The organism is Achromobacter sp. NFACC18-2, from assembly GCF_900108985.1.
Classification (GTDB): Bacteria; Pseudomonadota; Gammaproteobacteria; order Burkholderiales; family Burkholderiaceae_B; genus Achromobacter.
In genome coordinates this window covers 436,470-451,156 of record NZ_FNYM01000001.1, presented here as the reverse complement: position 1 = coordinate 451,156, position 14,687 = coordinate 436,470, and the positions used below count along the sequence as shown (strand labels likewise).

Annotated in this window: 16 protein-coding genes; 11 read left to right on the top strand and 5 right to left on the bottom strand. The window is 67.7% G+C overall.

The window, feature by feature from the left end; all coding sequences use genetic code 11:
- Nucleotides 1-5: 5 nt before the first annotated feature.
- From BMW75_RS02050 to BMW75_RS02035, 4 genes are read left to right on the top strand one after another with little or no spacing between them, the layout of a single operon-like run.
- The gene (locus BMW75_RS02050) at nt 6-1,517 is read left to right on the top strand and encodes an amidase (protein WP_092576041.1); all 1,512 of its coding nucleotides are present in this window, start codon (nt 6-8) and stop codon (nt 1,515-1,517) included.
- Nucleotides 1,514-2,653, top strand: coding sequence for a transporter substrate-binding domain-containing protein (locus BMW75_RS02045; protein ID WP_092576038.1), 1,140 nt, complete (start codon nt 1,514-1,516; stop codon nt 2,651-2,653). Before BMW75_RS02050 ends, BMW75_RS02045 begins: the two co-directional genes overlap by 4 nt.
- Entirely contained in the window at nt 2,650-3,258 is a 609-nt protein-coding gene (locus tag BMW75_RS02040) for an ANTAR domain-containing response regulator (RefSeq protein WP_092576035.1), read from the top strand. The genes BMW75_RS02045 and BMW75_RS02040 overlap by 4 nt, the downstream gene beginning before the upstream one ends.
- A 4-nt stretch (nt 3,259-3,262) precedes the next feature.
- Entirely contained in the window at nt 3,263-4,417 is a 1,155-nt protein-coding gene (locus tag BMW75_RS02035; RefSeq protein ID WP_092576032.1) for an iron-containing alcohol dehydrogenase, read from the top strand.
- Between the two features lie 6 nt (nt 4,418-4,423).
- Here the strand turns inward: BMW75_RS02035 and BMW75_RS02030 are convergent, their stop codons facing one another.
- From BMW75_RS02030 to BMW75_RS02020, 3 genes are read right to left on the bottom strand one after another with little or no spacing between them, the layout of a single operon-like run.
- A complete protein-coding gene (locus BMW75_RS02030) occupies nt 4,424-5,179 on the bottom strand; it encodes a Fe-Mn family superoxide dismutase (RefSeq protein ID WP_092576029.1) in 756 nt (251 codons plus the stop codon).
- A gap of 43 nt (nt 5,180-5,222) precedes the next feature.
- Nucleotides 5,223-6,605 (bottom strand): chromate efflux transporter, encoded by a 1,383-nt coding sequence (gene chrA / locus BMW75_RS02025; RefSeq protein WP_092576026.1) that lies wholly within the window; start codon nt 6,603-6,605, stop codon nt 5,223-5,225.
- Complete coding sequence (locus BMW75_RS02020) at nt 6,602-7,540, bottom strand: chromate resistance protein ChrB domain-containing protein (RefSeq protein WP_092576023.1); 939 nt, start codon at nt 7,538-7,540, stop codon at nt 6,602-6,604. The genes chrA and BMW75_RS02020 overlap by 4 nt, the downstream gene beginning before the upstream one ends.
- 116 nt (nt 7,541-7,656) lie before the next feature.
- Between BMW75_RS02020 and BMW75_RS02015 the strand changes: the two genes are divergently transcribed.
- From BMW75_RS02015 to BMW75_RS01985, 7 genes are all read left to right on the top strand, one after another.
- Nucleotides 7,657-7,983, top strand: coding sequence for an ArsR/SmtB family transcription factor (locus BMW75_RS02015; protein WP_092576021.1), 327 nt, complete (start codon nt 7,657-7,659; stop codon nt 7,981-7,983).
- A gap of 12 nt (nt 7,984-7,995) precedes the next feature.
- Entirely contained in the window at nt 7,996-8,496 is a 501-nt protein-coding gene (locus tag BMW75_RS02010) for an arsenate reductase ArsC (RefSeq protein WP_092576018.1), read from the top strand.
- 4 nt (nt 8,497-8,500) lie between these two features.
- Nucleotides 8,501-9,622 carry an ACR3 family arsenite efflux transporter gene (gene arsB / locus BMW75_RS02005; protein WP_371466519.1) on the top strand — a complete coding sequence of 374 codons (1,122 nt, stop codon included), beginning with the start codon at nt 8,501-8,503 and terminating at the stop codon, nt 9,620-9,622.
- A gap of 78 nt (nt 9,623-9,700) precedes the next feature.
- Nucleotides 9,701-10,123: an arsenate reductase (glutaredoxin) gene (arsC, locus tag BMW75_RS02000; protein ID WP_092576014.1), complete on the top strand. Its 423-nt coding sequence runs from the start codon at nt 9,701-9,703 to the stop codon at nt 10,121-10,123.
- Nucleotides 10,116-10,838, top strand: coding sequence for an arsenical resistance protein ArsH (gene arsH, locus BMW75_RS01995; protein ID WP_092576011.1), 723 nt, complete (start codon nt 10,116-10,118; stop codon nt 10,836-10,838). Before arsC ends, arsH begins: the two co-directional genes overlap by 8 nt.
- 97 nt (nt 10,839-10,935) lie before the next feature.
- The gene (locus BMW75_RS01990; protein ID WP_076520865.1) at nt 10,936-11,394 is read left to right on the top strand and encodes a universal stress protein; all 459 of its coding nucleotides are present in this window, start codon (nt 10,936-10,938) and stop codon (nt 11,392-11,394) included.
- A gap of 27 nt (nt 11,395-11,421) precedes the next feature.
- The gene (locus BMW75_RS01985; RefSeq protein WP_254791914.1) at nt 11,422-13,182 is read left to right on the top strand and encodes an adenosylcobalamin-dependent ribonucleoside-diphosphate reductase; all 1,761 of its coding nucleotides are present in this window, start codon (nt 11,422-11,424) and stop codon (nt 13,180-13,182) included.
- 66 nt (nt 13,183-13,248) lie between these two features.
- Here BMW75_RS01985 and BMW75_RS01980 read toward each other — a convergent pair whose 3' ends face one another.
- Nucleotides 13,249-14,232, bottom strand: a complete 984-nt coding sequence (locus BMW75_RS01980) for a zinc-dependent alcohol dehydrogenase family protein (protein WP_092576005.1) — start codon at nt 14,230-14,232, stop codon at nt 13,249-13,251.
- Nucleotides 14,229-14,678 (bottom strand): universal stress protein, encoded by a 450-nt coding sequence (locus BMW75_RS01975; protein ID WP_092576003.1) that lies wholly within the window; start codon nt 14,676-14,678, stop codon nt 14,229-14,231. The genes BMW75_RS01980 and BMW75_RS01975 overlap by 4 nt, the downstream gene beginning before the upstream one ends.
- Between the last annotated feature and the right edge of the window lie 9 nt (nt 14,679-14,687).

Here is a 14,687-nt window from a genome sequence, read left to right as displayed (position 1 = left end):
CCGAGATGTCCCTTCCCCGTCCCACTCTGGAAGCGCTGGACCAGGCCGCGCGCCGCATCGGCCTGAATCTGGACGACGCCACACTGCGGGCCTACGACCGCATTCTGGAGGCCACGTTTGCCGACTATGACCAGGTCGATGCCTTGATCGACCAGCCCCCGGTCGTGCGCTATCCGCGCACGCCGGGCGAGCAGCCCGAAAACAACCCGCTCAACGCCTGGTATGTGCGCACCGACATCGATGGCCGCCCCGGCGGCCCGCTGGCCGGCAAGCGCGTGGTGCTCAAGGACAACGTGTGCCTGGCCGGCGTGCCCATGATGAACGGCGCGGCTACGCTGCGCGGCTATGTGCCGGACCAGGACGCGACGGTCGCCACCCGCATCCTGGACGCGGGCGGCCGCATCGTGGGCAAAGCGCACTGCGAGTATTTCTGCGTGTCGGGCAGCAGCCATACCAATGCCGCGGGCCCCGTGCGCAATCCGCGCAACCCCGACCATTCGGCGGGCGGCTCCTCCTCGGGCGCGGCGGCCCTGGTCGGCGCGGGCGAAGCCGACATGGCGATCGGCACCGACCAGGGCGGATCGGTGCGCATTCCCGCCGCGTACTCGGGCATTTACGGCATGAAGCCCACTCATGGCCTCATCCCCTACACCGGCATCATGCCGATTGAAATGACGCTGGACCACGCCGGCATCATGACCGCCACGGTGGCCGACAACGCCTTGCTGCTGGACGCCATCGCGGGCGCCGATGGCCTGGATCCGCGCCAGCAGAACCTGCCGGCTGGGCGCCCCGCCTATTGCGATGCGCTGGGCCAGCCGCTCAAGGGCTTGCGCATCGGGGTGGTGCCCGAAGGCTTTGGCTGGCACAACAGCGAACCCGAGGTCGACGATGGCGTGCGCCGGGCCGCCGCCGAACTGGCCGCGTTGGGCGCAGAGGTCATCGAACTGCCGGTGCCCCTGCACCGCAAGGGCCACGCGATCTGGACGCCGATCGCCGTTGAAGGCACGACCCAGCAGATGAAGGGCTTCAACTACGGCACCAACTGGAAGGGCCTGTACGTGACCGGCCTGATGCAGGCGCAGCGCCACTGGCGCGACCACGCCGACGAATTCCCCCACGACGTCAAGACCTGCCTGCTGGCCGGCGAGTATTTCTATGCGCGCTACGGCGGCCAGTACTATGGCAAGGCGCAAAACCTCGCGCGCCGCCTGCGCCAGGCCTATGATCAGGCTTTGGCCCGCGTCGACGTGCTGCTGATGCCGACGGTGCCGATGCGCGCGCCGCGCCTCATCGATGCCGGCGCGGCGCCCGACCTCTTCGTGACCCGCGCCCTTGAGATGAACGCCAACACCGCGCCCTTCGACGTCACTGGCCACCCGGCCATTTCCGTGCCCTGCGCCCTGCGCGATGGCCTGCCGGTCGGCATGATGCTGATCGGCCGTCATTTCGACGAATCGACGCTGTACCGCGCCGCCCATGCTTTCGAGCGTTCGCTCGACTGGACGGCGCTGTGAGCCCCGCACACGGTCATCGGGTCGGCCTGCTGTTTTCGCACGAAAGCCTGACGGCGGCCACCGAGGTCACCCAGGAAAACGCCACCCTGCTGGCCATCGACGAGGTCAATGCCGCCGGAGGCATTGCCGGCGTGCCGCTGATCCCGGTGCGCGCCCAGGTCGGCGCGCAGCCGCCCGACTACCGCCAGGCCGCCGAGTGGCTGTGCGACGTGCAGCGCGTGCCGCTGATCTTCGGCACGCATATGTCCAGCACCCGCAAGGCGGTGCTGCCCGTCATTGAAAGCCGCCGCGCGCTGCTGTTCTACGCCACGCTGTACGAAGGCTTCGAGTATTCCCCGAACTGCTTCTACAGCGGCTCGGTGCCCAATCAGAACTCGGTGCAACTGGCCAGCTATGTCATCCGGCACTTTGGCAACCGGGTTTTCTTCATTGGCGGCCAGTATGTCTACCCCCGCGAGTCCAACCGCATCATGCGCGAGCTGTATGAACAGGCGGGCGGCGAGGTGGTCGACGAGGTCTATCTGCCGCTGAACGCCCCGCAAGAGGACGTGACCGAAGTGCTCAAGCGCGCGGTGGCGCTTTGCCCGGACGCCATTTACTCGACGATGGTCGGGCGTGACATCGTCAAGCTGTATCGCGCCTACCGCGAACTGGGCCTGGATCCGGCCCGCATGCCCATCGTCAGCCTCGCCACCAACGAGACCGACGTCGCCGCGCTGACCGCCGAACAGGCCGAAGGGCACATCACGGCCGCGCCGTATTTCGCCACCCTGGACACCGAGCCCAGCCGACGCTTTGCCCACGCCTATCGCGCCCGCTTCGGTGAAGACAGCCCGATCACGGCTGGCGCCGAGGCCGCGTATTTCCAGGTGCATCTGGTGGCCTTGGCCGCGCGCCAGGCCGGCAGCCTGGCCCCGCCCGATCTGGTGCGGGCGCTGGACGGCGCCCAGTTCGAGGCGCCGCAGGGCCTGGTCACCATAGACGGCGACACGCAGCACACCTCGCTCTGGCCACGCATCGCCCGCATCAATGCCCAGCGGCAGTTTGAAATCATTTATGCCGCGCGTGCCGCGGTGCGGCCGGTGCCGTACCTGGTTGACCACGCGCTGGACCCTGAGGCCCTGGCGCTACCGTGACTGCTCCCCCGACCCGGCCCGGCCGCAGCACCACGGCGCTGCGTGAACTCAATGGCCTGCGTGTGCTGGTTCTGCACCCGCAAGACGCCGAGTCGCGCCTGTTAATGTCGCATTTGAAGCGCATCGGCTGCGTGCCGACCCAGCAATGGCCACTGCCCGAAAAGCTTGGCGCCGACGCCGACGTGGTGGTCCTGCCCATCGAGGAAGACCAGCGCGACGCGATCCAGAAGCTGGCCGACGGCTTGAACGAGCTGAGCCCGCCGTTGGTCGGCATCGTCGAATACGAAAACCCGGCCACGTTGCAACTGGTGCTGCAAAGCGGCTGCACCGGCGTCATCGAACGCCCCATCCGGCCCTTCGGTCTCCTGACCCAGCTCCTGCTGGCCCGCACCGCCTGGCGCCAGCAGGCCGCCACGCTGGCCCACGTGCGCAAGCTGGAAGACCGTTACGCCGCCGTCAGCAAGGTCGCCACCGCGAAAACCCTGCTGATCGCCCGCGAGGGCATTACCGAACACGAAGCGCACCGCCGTATCCAGGGCCGCGCCATGGCCACGCGATCCTCGCTGGAAGACGTGGCGCAAACCATCATCAACGAACTCTCCTGATCCCATGTCCGCCTTCTCCTTCCAGACCGTCGCCCACATCCTTGTTGAACCTGGCCTGGCCCGCCGCTTGGGCGCCCTGCTGCGCGAGCGTCATGCCGGCGCGCGAGCCGTGCTGGTAACCGACGCCTTTTTGCACCACAGCGGCGCGCTGGCGCCGGCGCTGGACAGCCTGGCCGACCACGGCTGGCAAACCCTGGTCATCGACGATGTCGTCGCCGACCCGCCCGAAGCCGTGGTCCAGGCCGCCGCCGAGCGCGCGCGCCAGTTCAATGCCGACGTGGTCATCGGCTTTGGCGGCGGTTCGTCGATGGACGTGGCCAAGCTGGTGGCCGTGCTGTGCAAGAGCGAGCAGCCCCTGTCGGCCATGTACGGCATCAATCAGGTCACCGGCTCGCGCCTGCCGCTGATCCAGGTGCCGACCACGGCCGGCACCGGCTCGGAAGTCACGCCCATTTCCATCGTGACCACGGGCGCCACCACGAAAAGCGGCGTGGTCGCGCCGCAGTTGTACGCCGACGCGGCCTTTCTGGATGCCGAACTGACCGTCGGCCTGCCGTCCTCGGCCACCGCCGCCACCGGCGTGGACGCCATGGTGCATGCCATCGAGGCCTACACCAGCAAGCGCCTGAAGAACCCCTTGTCCGATCATCTGGCCATCCTGGCCCTGAAACTGCTCTCCGCCAACCTGCTTACGGTCTGCCGCGACGGCGCCAATCTGCAGGCGCGTTCGGACATGCTGCTGGGCGCCATGCTGGCGGGCCAGGCCTTCGCCAATGCCCCTGTGGGCGGCGTTCATGCCTTGGCCTATCCGATCGGCGGCATTTTCCATGTGCCGCACGGGTTGTCGAACGCGCTGGTGCTGCCCGCCGTGCTGCATTTCAATGCGCAGGCGGCGGCGCCCCTCTACGCAGAGCTGGGACAGGCCGTGGGCCTGCCGCCCGCCGCCGACGCGGCAGCAGGCGCGGCCGCCTTCATCGCCTTTCTGGAAGACTTGATCCGCCAGGCCGAACTGCCACAGGGCCTGCGCGCCGTCGGTATCGGCGAGGCGGATCTGCCCGGCTTGGCCAGCGCCGCCATGGCCCAGCAGCGCCTGCTGATGAACAATCCGCTGCCGATAGACGAGGTCCAGGCCCTGGAAATCTACCGCGCTGCCTTCTGAGGCCCGTCACCCCATCGGCAACCCGGCGTGTCTCCAGCCTTCGATTCCCCCGGCCAGGTAGAACGCCTCGACCCCGTGCGCCCGGAGCGCCAGCGCGACGCTCTGGCTGACTTCATGGCCGTGGACGCAATAGACGATGGCGGGCAGGCCGCGGGCGATGTCGGACTGCCATTGCCCGGCCAAGGCAGGATCGCGCCATTGCGCACCGGGGATCTTGTCCTGCGCGTTGTCGAAAACCGCGCGTCGCCGCACGTCGATGATGGGGGTGCCCGCCTGCCCTTCCGCCTCTGACGGCGAAACGCCCAGCGGCGCGCTGGCGATCTCGATGAGGCGCGCATACTCGGGAGCAATGGATTCCCAACGTACTTGCGCCAGGCAGGCGTCCACGTACGCGCTGGCCTGGCCGCCGAAGCCGTCCAGGAATGCGCGGTCGGACATCTCCAGCGCCAGCAGGATCGTGGCGCCGGCCGGCATCTGGGCGGGATCGTACGTCCAGTGATTGATCAGCCTGGCCTCGCGCCTGGACCACGACAGGGTCGCCCACCCTGCCTCTCCCCCTTGCGACAGGGCCAACGCCTTGAAATCCGCGCGCCAACCGTCCACCGATCCGAAATCCCGCTCCAGGGCCACCGACAGCCCGCCTTGGGGAATGACGCCATCGCCGCCCAGGTAATTCCTTGCGGCGTCGCTGCGCAGCGGCGTGGCGCTCCGACCGGGAACCTGTACCGGATCCCGCGCCTGTGGTTTGGTCAACGCATTCATGGTGATGCTCCTGGGAAGGTTGCGTGGGCGCGGCGGTGCGGGCTCACAAGGCTAGTTTCACTGCCAGTCCAATGGCAGCGCATGCCCCGATGACTTCGATAACGCCGCGCTTGAACTTGAAAAGCGCGATGGCCGCGGCCAGAGCGATCAGCGCCGAACCCAGGTCGAAGCGCCCTGCCAGGCCGTCGGGCCACAGAACGTGGTAGCCGAAGAACACCGCCAGGTTGAGGATGACGCCCACCACCGCGGCAGTGATGGCCGTGAGCGGCGCGGTGAACTTCAGGTCTTCTTTGGTCGCTTCAACCAGCGGGCCGCCAGCCAGAACGAACAGGAACGACGGCAGGAAGGTGAACCAGGTGACGACAGTGGCCGCCAGCGCGCCGGCCAGGAACAAGGCGTCGGGGCCCATGAGCGCCTGGGCGTAGCCGCCGACAAAGCCCACGAAGGCGACCACCATGATGAGCGGCCCGGGCGTGGTTTCTCCCAACGCCAGTCCGTCGATCATCTGAATCGGCGTCAGCCAGGCATACGTGTCGACCGCGCCCTGATAGATATAGGGAAGCACCGCATACGCGCCGCCGAAAGTCAGGAAGGCCGCTTTCGTGAAGAACCAGCCCATCTGCGTGTAGGCGCCCTGCCAGCCATACGCGGCCGTCAGCAACGCCATGGGCACGGCCCAGAGCAAGGCCCCTGTCGCCAGAATGGCCGCCAGGCGTGTCCAGCGGAACCGGGCGTGCGCGGGCGTGGGCGTGTCGTCGTCAACCAGCGCGGGACCGAACCCCCGGGCGCCGGCGCCGTGACGCGCGCCGGTCCGAAAATGGTCGGGCCAGCGCTTGCCTCCGATGAAGCCGATCAGCGCGGCGGCCGCAACGATCAGCGGAAACGGCACATTCAATGCAAAGATCGCCACGAAAGCGGCGCCCGCGATGCTCCACAGCACCGGGCTCTTGAGCGCGCGCGACCCGATGCGGTGCGCCGCATGCAGGACGATTGCGGTGACCGCCGGCTTGATGCCGTAGAAGATCCCGGCGATGACGGGGACGTCGCCATGGGCCACGTAGACCCAGGACAAGCCGATCAGGATGAACAGCGAAGGCAGCACGAACAGCGCGCCGGCGACGATGCCGCCCCAGGTGCGGTGCAGCAGCCAGCCGATGTAGGTCGCCAGTTGCTGGGCTTCCGGCCCGGGCAGCAGCATGCAGTAGTTCAGCGCGTGCAGAAAGCGGCGTTCGCTGATCCAGCGGCGGCGCTCCACCAGTTCGGTGTGCATGATGGCGATTTGACCGGCCGGTCCGCCAAAGCTGATGAAGCCCAGCTTCAGCCAGAACCAGAAGGCCTGGGTGAAGCTGACGGGCTGCGGCAATTCCGCAGGCGCGACGGCCGGCGTGGCCGGCGCTGCCAGGGTGTCCTGCGAGTGGGTATTCATGTTGCGACCTCTTTTCCAAAGCTGGCCGCCAAACCGTCGAAAACGCCGCAGGCCAGGGCAAGCAACTGATCGTCGTCGGGGATGGTGTCGCGCAGCCCGGCCAGGACTTGCTCGACCCCCGCCGCCTCGGCGGGTTGGACGCCACCGACATCCAGGTAGTGCACGATGGCGCCCAGGCGTTCGAGCGCGGGGTTGTGCAGGCCAAACGCCGTCAACAGCGTTTCGAACGTCACCAGCGCGCCCACGTGCGAAAACATTGCGCCATCGAAGTCGAAACCCAGCGCATCGCGGGGACAATCCGCCGGTGATGAGAGCCAGAGGATGCGGGCTTCTGGATCGATATGTCGGCGGATCAGCCAGGCGCTGGCCAACCGGTCCACCCAAGGGCGGGCGCGGGTGGCCCAGGTCCGGCCTCGGTAATCGGCCGTGGGCAGACGGGCAACGGCCGTGCTTACCGCATGCGGTTCATCAGGCGACAAGGCGCGACTGGCGCCCTCTTCCAGCGCGGTCAGCGCGGCCTGCGTCTGCCGCTGCGCCTCGCCCGCAAAAAAGTCGATTGCGGAAATCTGCGTGAACCGCTTGCGCAGCTTGCGCGCCTGTTTGAGCGTTTCCATGGCATTGGCGGTCGTGAGCGCGGCGCGCGCCTGCGCCACTTCCTGCATCAGCTCGGCATAGTCTGCCGAACGGTCGAACAGCGCGCGATACTCGCCCTCGTCCTCCGGCGTACAGGCGGCCGCCTGCAGCAGAAACACGCTGCCCCCGTTATCGCGCACATCTTGCGCGATGGCAGCCAAATCGCTGTCCTGTTGACCGGGCAACAGGTAGACCCCGTCACGCAACACGGCGGCCCCGCAGGACTTCAGGGCTCGCCAGGCGCGCATGCGGGCGGTGGCGTTTTCAGTAGACAGCGAAAGGATGAGGATGAGCCAGTTCATGAGAAAAGCGTACTGCGTAATTGTTGTATACGCTACAGCTATGTAGAGTTTCCTACACAATTAAATTGCCGGATTTCAATAGTTTAATAGTTCAATAATCGTTGTATTATCGACTCATGAACGAAGACCAAGCCATCATGGCGCTCGGCGCCCTTGCCCATCCCCAACGATTGCGGACGTTCCGCGCCCTGGTCGTGGCCGGGCCGCCCGGATTGACGCCCAGCGTGCTGGCGGACCAGCTTGAGGTTGCGCGAAACACGCTGTCTTTCCATCTGAAAGAGCTTGCCCACGCCGGCCTGGTCAGCGTCGAGCAACAAGGACGCAATCTGATTTACCGCGCCGATTTCTCGCGCATGAATGGATTGCTCGGCTATCTCACCGAACACTGCTGCCAGGGCGAATCTTGCGAGGCGTCCGTCCCGGGCGCCTGCACGACCTGCTGATAGGACCACCCCATGTCGCACTCCCCTTTCAATGTGCTCTTTCTCTGCACCGGCAATTCCGCACGCTCCATCCTGGCCGAAGGGCTGCTCAATGGCCTGGGCGGCGACCGCTTTCGCGCCTACTCCGCCGGCAGCTCGCCCAAGGGCGAGGTCCATCCCCTGGCCATCGCCACGCTGGGATCGTATTCACTGCCCACGGCGGGCTATCGCAGCAAAAGCTGGGACGAGTTCGCGGCGCCCGATGCCCCGAAAATGGACTTCATCATCACCGTGTGCGACAACGCCGCGGGCGAAGTCTGCCCGGTATGGCCCGGCCAGCCGATGACCGCGCATTGGGGCGTGTCGGACCCCGCCGCCCATGAAGGCAGCGAAGAAGAACGCCTCAAGGCCTTTCACGATGCGGCCCGCATGCTCAAGCGGCGCATCGAACTCTTCCTGTCCTTGCCGCTGGACCGGCTGGATGCCCTGTCGCTCCAGCACGAGCTGCGCGGCATCGGCCAATCGGGGGAGTGAATCGATGTCGTCCAGCACAAACGCGAACACAAGCGCGAGCACAAACACGGGCACAAACGCGGCATCGGCGCCGACGCCACGCCAGCGCCCCGGCATGAACGTTTTCGAGCGCTACCTCACGGTATGGGTCTTCCTGTGCATCGTGTCGGGCGTGATCCTCGGCCAGGCCATGCCGACGGTCTTCCAGGCCATCGGGCGCATGGAAGTCGCCCAGGTCAATCTGCCCGTGGGCGTGTTGATCTGGGTGATGATCATTCCGATGCTGCTCAAGGTGGATTTTGGCGCGCTGGGCCAGGTCAGGCAGCACTGGCGAGGCATCGGCGTCACGCTGTTCATCAACTGGGCCGTCAAGCCGTTCTCGATGGCGTTCCTGGGCTGGCTGTTCATCCGCCAGGTCTTTTCGCCATGGCTGCCGGCGGACCAGCTGGATAGCTACATCGCGGGCCTGATCCTGCTGGCGGCGGCGCCCTGCACCGCGATGGTCTTCGTCTGGAGCCGGCTGACCGGCGGAGACCCCGTTTTCACGCTCTCTCAGGTGGCGCTGAACGACACGATCATGGTGTTCGCCTTCGCGCCCGTGGTCGGACTGTTGCTGGGCCTGTCCGCCATCACCGTGCCGTGGGACACCTTGCTGGTGTCGGTGGGACTGTACATCGTGATTCCGGTCATCCTTGCCCAGGTCTGGCGCCGGGCGCTGCTGCGTCGCGGCCAGGCGGCGTTCGACGCGGCGTTGGCGCGCATCGGGCCGTTTTCGATGGCGGCCCTGCTGCTGACGCTGGTGCTGCTGTTCGCCTTCCAGGGCGAAGCCATCATCGGCCAGCCGCTGGTGATTGCCATGCTGGCCGTTCCCATCCTCATCCAGGTGTTTTTCAATTCGGGCCTGGCGTACTGGCTCAATCGCCGCGTGGGCGAAAAACACAGCATTGCGTGCCCGTCGGCGCTGATCGGCGCGTCCAACTTTTTCGAGCTGGCCGTCGCCGCCGCGATCAGCCTGTTCGGCTTCCAGTCGGGCGCCGCGCTGGCGACCGTGGTCGGCGTGCTCATCGAGGTGCCGGTCATGCTGCTCGTCGTGCGCATCGTCAATCGAAGCAAGGGATGGTACGAGGCCGGCATCCCGCGGCAATGACGCGGAAGGGCCAACCGCCCTGCCGCGGCATGCGGCCCCCTTTGACATCCATTCCCGCACCCTCAACAGAGACAAGTCATGAGTTCCATCACGATCTATCACAACCCCGCCTGCGGCACGTCGCGCAACGTGCTTGGGCTCATCCGCAATAGCGGCGCGGAACCGACCATCATCGAATACCTGAAAACGCCGCCCGACGCCGATACCTTGCGGTCGCTGCTCCATGCCATGGGAATGCCGGCGCGAGACCTGCTGCGCCAGAAAGGCACGCCGTACGACGAACTCGGGCTCTCGGATCCCGCCTGGACCGAGGATGCGTTGATCGGTTTCATGCTCCAGCATCCGATCCTGATCAATCGCCCCATCGTGACCACCCCGCTGGGCACCCGGCTGTGCCGCCCGTCGGAGACGGTCCTGGACATCCTGCCCCAGCCGCAGCGCGGCGCCTTCAACAAGGAAGACGGCGAGCCGCTCATCGACGCGGAGGGAAACCGTGTCTGAGACGGCGACCGACCTGCCCAATATCGATCCCGCCCTGTTCGCACCGCCCGATACCGGCAAGCTCTACGCCCCGGTGCGCGCCGCGCATGCCCCCCGCATCCTGCTGCTCTACGGGTCCCTGCGCGTGCGGTCCTACAGCCGCCTGGCCGCCGAGGAAGCCGCCAGGCTGGTGCAGGCGCTCGGCGGCGAGGCCCGGTTGTACAACCCCTCCGGGCTGCCGCTGGTGGATGACGCCACCGACGATCATCCCAAGGTCCGGGAACTGCACGAGCTGGTCCAGTGGTCCGAAGGCATGATCTGGAGTTCGCCGGAGCGGCACGGCGCCATGACGGGCCTGATGAAGACGCAGATCGATTGGATACCGTTGTCGGTGGGCGCGTTGCGGCCCACCCAGGGCAAGACCCTTGCCGTCATGCAGGTCTCGGGCGGGTCGCAATCCTTCAACGCCGTGAACCAGATGCGCGTGCTGGGGCGTTGGATGCGCATGCTGACCATTCCCAATCAGTCCTCGGTGGCCAAGGCCTACCAGGAGTTTGACGACGCGGGCCGGATGAAGCCCTCTCCTTACTATGACCGCCTGGTCGACGTCGTGGAGGAGTTGATGAAGTTCACCCTGCTCACGCGGGACGTCGCGCCGTATCTGGTGGACCGCTACAGCGAGCGCAAGGAAACGGCCGCCGCGCTGTCGGGCCGCATGAAACAGGCTTCCCTCTAGGCAGTTGGCGTTTCCCGATGCGTAGATTGACCGGAATCAATATCCGGCGTGCGCGTGCGCTGATACTGGTGGCACGCCCCATCCACCGGAGACCAGCATGTACGAGAGAATCCTTGTTCCCATCGACGGAAGCGACACCTCCCAATTCGGCCTGCAAGAAGCCATCCGGGTGGCCAAGCTGGCGCATGCGCGCATACGCCTGATCCACGTCATCGACGAGCTGTCGTTTGCGCTGACGGTCGACGCCTACAGCTATCACGCCGGCGAGCTGCTGGACCTGATGCGCAAGAACGGCGCCAAGCTGGTGGAAACCGCGCAGAACACGGTCCGCGCCCAAGGCATCGAAGCGGACACGGCCCTGTACGAGAACCTGGATCGGACCGTGCAGCAGCGGGTACTGGACGAAGCCGCCGCCTGGAAAGCCGATCTGATCGTCATCGGCACGCACGGCCGCCGGGGCGCCCGGCGCCTGGTCCTGGGCAGCAGCGCCGAAGGCATCTTGCGGGGAGCGACGGTGCCGGTCCTGCTGGTGCGGTCTCCGGAAGGCACCTCCTGACCTGCCGGGGGCCGCGCCGTGCCGCGGGTGCAACCCATTTGCGCGCAGGTGCTGGCGGACCGTTATGCGGCGCCCGGGGAGCGGGACGCCTTGCGCATCTTTGCGCGCGTGGCGGCGGCGCTCGCCCTCGCCGAGCCCCCCGCGCTGCAGGCCGACCGAGCCAGGCAGTTCCTGGCCAACATGCAGGCCGGCGCGATCGGCGCGGGCCGGATCATGGCGAATGCGGGCACGGACACCTGCGCGACCATGGTGAACTGCTTCGTGCAGCCGGTGGGCGGCGGCCCGGGCGCCCTCTCCTTCGAGGCCGGGCTGGAACAGGCCTGTGCGACATTGGCCATGGGCGGCGGGGTCGGCTATGACTTCTCGGCGCTGGCGCCCGTGGCCGCGGCGGCCGGGACGGCGGCGCCGGCCGTATGCGAGGCCATCGACCGCTACGACACCGCTTGCGCCAGCCTGCAATTCCAGGGCAGCCGGCGCGGGGCGCAGATGGCGGTGCTTTCCTGCGCGCATCCCGACGTGCTGGCGTTTGCCCGGGCCAAGCATGGGCGCCGGCGGTGGCGCACCTTCAACGTGTCCGTCGCGGTCACCGATGCATTCCTGGCCGCGGTGCAGCGCGACGAGCCCTGGCCCCTGGTGCATCCCGCGCCACCCGGGCCTCAGGCCATCGCGGCGGGCGCGTTTCTGCGGGACGATGGCCAATGGCAGTATGGCCTGGCGCCCGCCCGTTCGCTTTGGGACGCCATCGTCCAGGAATCGGTGCATAGCGCGGAGCCCGGCCTGCTGTATATCGACACCATCAACCGGCGCAACAATCTGCGCGCGCTCGAAACCCTGCGCGCCACCAACCCCTGCGGCGAACAGCCCTTGCCCGATTACGGGTGCTGCGTGCTGGGCCCGATCGATCTGACTCGCCTGGTCATGCACCCTTTCGGGCTGGGCGGCCGCGCGGAGCTGGACATGGAGAAGCTGGCCGGCCTGGTCCGGACCCAGGTACGCATGCTGGACAACGTCATCGACCTGACGCGCTGGCCGCTTCCCGCCCAACGCGCCGAGGCGTTGTCCAAACGGCGGGTGGGCGTCGGCGTGACCGGCCTGGCCGACATGCTTACGATGCTGCAACTGCGCTATGACAGCGAATCGGGCAGGCAGGCCGCAAGCGCCGTCGCGCGGTGCCTGCGGGACAGCGCCTATGCGGCATCGGCCGCATTGGCGGCCGAGCGCAAGCCGTTTCCCCTTTACCGGCCCCGCGACTATCTGACGGCGGGCGCCATCGGCGACGCACTCCCGGTCCGCGTGCGCGCGGCAATCCGGCAACATGGCCTGCGCAACAGCCATCTGGTGTCTTACGCGCCGACGGGCAGCGTCAGCCTGGCCTTCGCGGACAACTGCTCAAACGGCATCGAACCGCCCTATGGCTGGGCATACCGCCGCCGGGTCACGCTGCGCGGAACGCCAGTCGACATGACCGTGGAAAACCACGCCTGGCGGCTCTGGCGCAGCCTGCATCCCCACGCGCCCCTGCCCGCGGGCTTTCGCACCGCGGCGCAGATCGCGCCGGAAGATCATGTGGCGATGCTGGGCGCGCTGCAGCCGTTTGTCGACGCCGCCATCTCCAAGACCGTGCCGGTGCCGACGGATTGCAGCGTCGAGCGGGCGCAGGCCCTGTTCATGTCGGCGTGGCGGCTGGGCCTGAAGGGACTGACGCTGTTCCGGCCCGAGCGCGGGCTGGACGCGGTGCTGGGGGATGCGGAAACGGGGACGCCCGCGCCTTGCGAGGTCTGCTTGTGACGCCGGTCCGATGCGAGGCCGGCCAGTGAATCACGACGCTGACCGCACGCACCCCGCCTGGGGCATTCAGGGGACAAGGACCGCCGTCGCCTGGATGCGGCCTTCGCGCAGGTCGTCCAGGGCGCGGTTGGCGTCTTCAAGGCGATAGGTGCGGATGTCGGTGCGCAAATCCCATGCTGCCGCCTTGCCGAGAAACTCCCTGCCGTCTTCGCGCGTGAGGTTGGCGACGGACGAGACGGCGCGCTCGCCCCAGAGCAGGCGATACGGAAACGCCGGAATGTCGGACATGTGGATGCCGGCGCAAACCACCCTGCCCCCGCGGCGCACGGCCTGCAGGGCGCGCGGGACCAGCGCGCCCACGGGGGCAAAAATGATGGCGCCGTCCAGGAGCGCCGGCGGCGCCTGGCCGCTGTCGCCGGCCCAGTCCGCGCCCAGCGCCAGCGCGTGCCGCTGCGCCGGGGCGTCGCCAGGACGGGTGAACGCATAGACTTCCCGCTGCTGGCGCCGGCACACCTGGGTCACGAGCTGCGCGGCCGATCCGAACCCGTAGATCCCCACGCGGTGCGCGTTGCCGGCGGCGCGCAGCGCCCGCCACCCGATGAGCCCCGCGCAGAGCCATGGCGCCACGTGCGTGGCAACGCCCGCTCGCGGCAATGCAAACAGGTAGTCCGCGTCCGCCAGCATGTGCGTGGCAAAGCGGCCATCTCGGGTGTAGCCGTTGAACAGTGCCTCTTCGCAGAGGTTCTCCTGCCCGGCCAGGCAGAATTCGCAATGGCCGCAGGTGCGCGCCAACCAGGCGGCGCCAACATAGTGGCCCAGCAACGCGGCGTCGGCGCCCGCGCCCACCGCTTCGACGATGCCCGCCACTTCATGGCCGGGGATGCGCGGATAGCTCTGGTCGGGCAATTCGCCATCCACGACGTGCAGGTCCGTTCGGCACACCGCGCACGCCAGCACCCTCAACCGGACCTGGCCGGGGCCTGGCTCGGGCGTCGGGCGTGTTTCCAGCGCCAGCGGCATCCCCGCTTCCCGCAGGACCATCGCTCTCATGGCGTCCGCACCAATAGCACGGGAACGTCCGCGACCCGCAGCACGCCATGGGCGTTGCTGCCCAGCATCACGCGCTTGACGCCATGGCGCCCGTGCGTGCCCATGACGATCAGGTCGGCCTTGCGGTCCCGGGCGGACTGGACGATCCGCTCTGCCACCGGCGCCGCGCCCGGCTCCAGCAGCACGGCCTCTGCCTGCACCCCGGCTGCGGCCGCGCGGTCGCGGGCCCGGTCCAGCAGGTCCGCCGCGGCCTGTTTCGTGACTTCGTTCAGCCCGCGCACGTACTCGGCCGCATAGGGATTCGCGCCTATGGCGTCGGCCGGTTCCTCCAGGGCGTGGACGAGTATGAGGCGGCCCCCGGACGCCCGGGCGTTCCCGATGGCTTCGGCCAAGGCGCGTTCGGCGGCGTGACTGCTGTCGATGGCCACGAGGATGCGCTGGTACATGGATTCCCC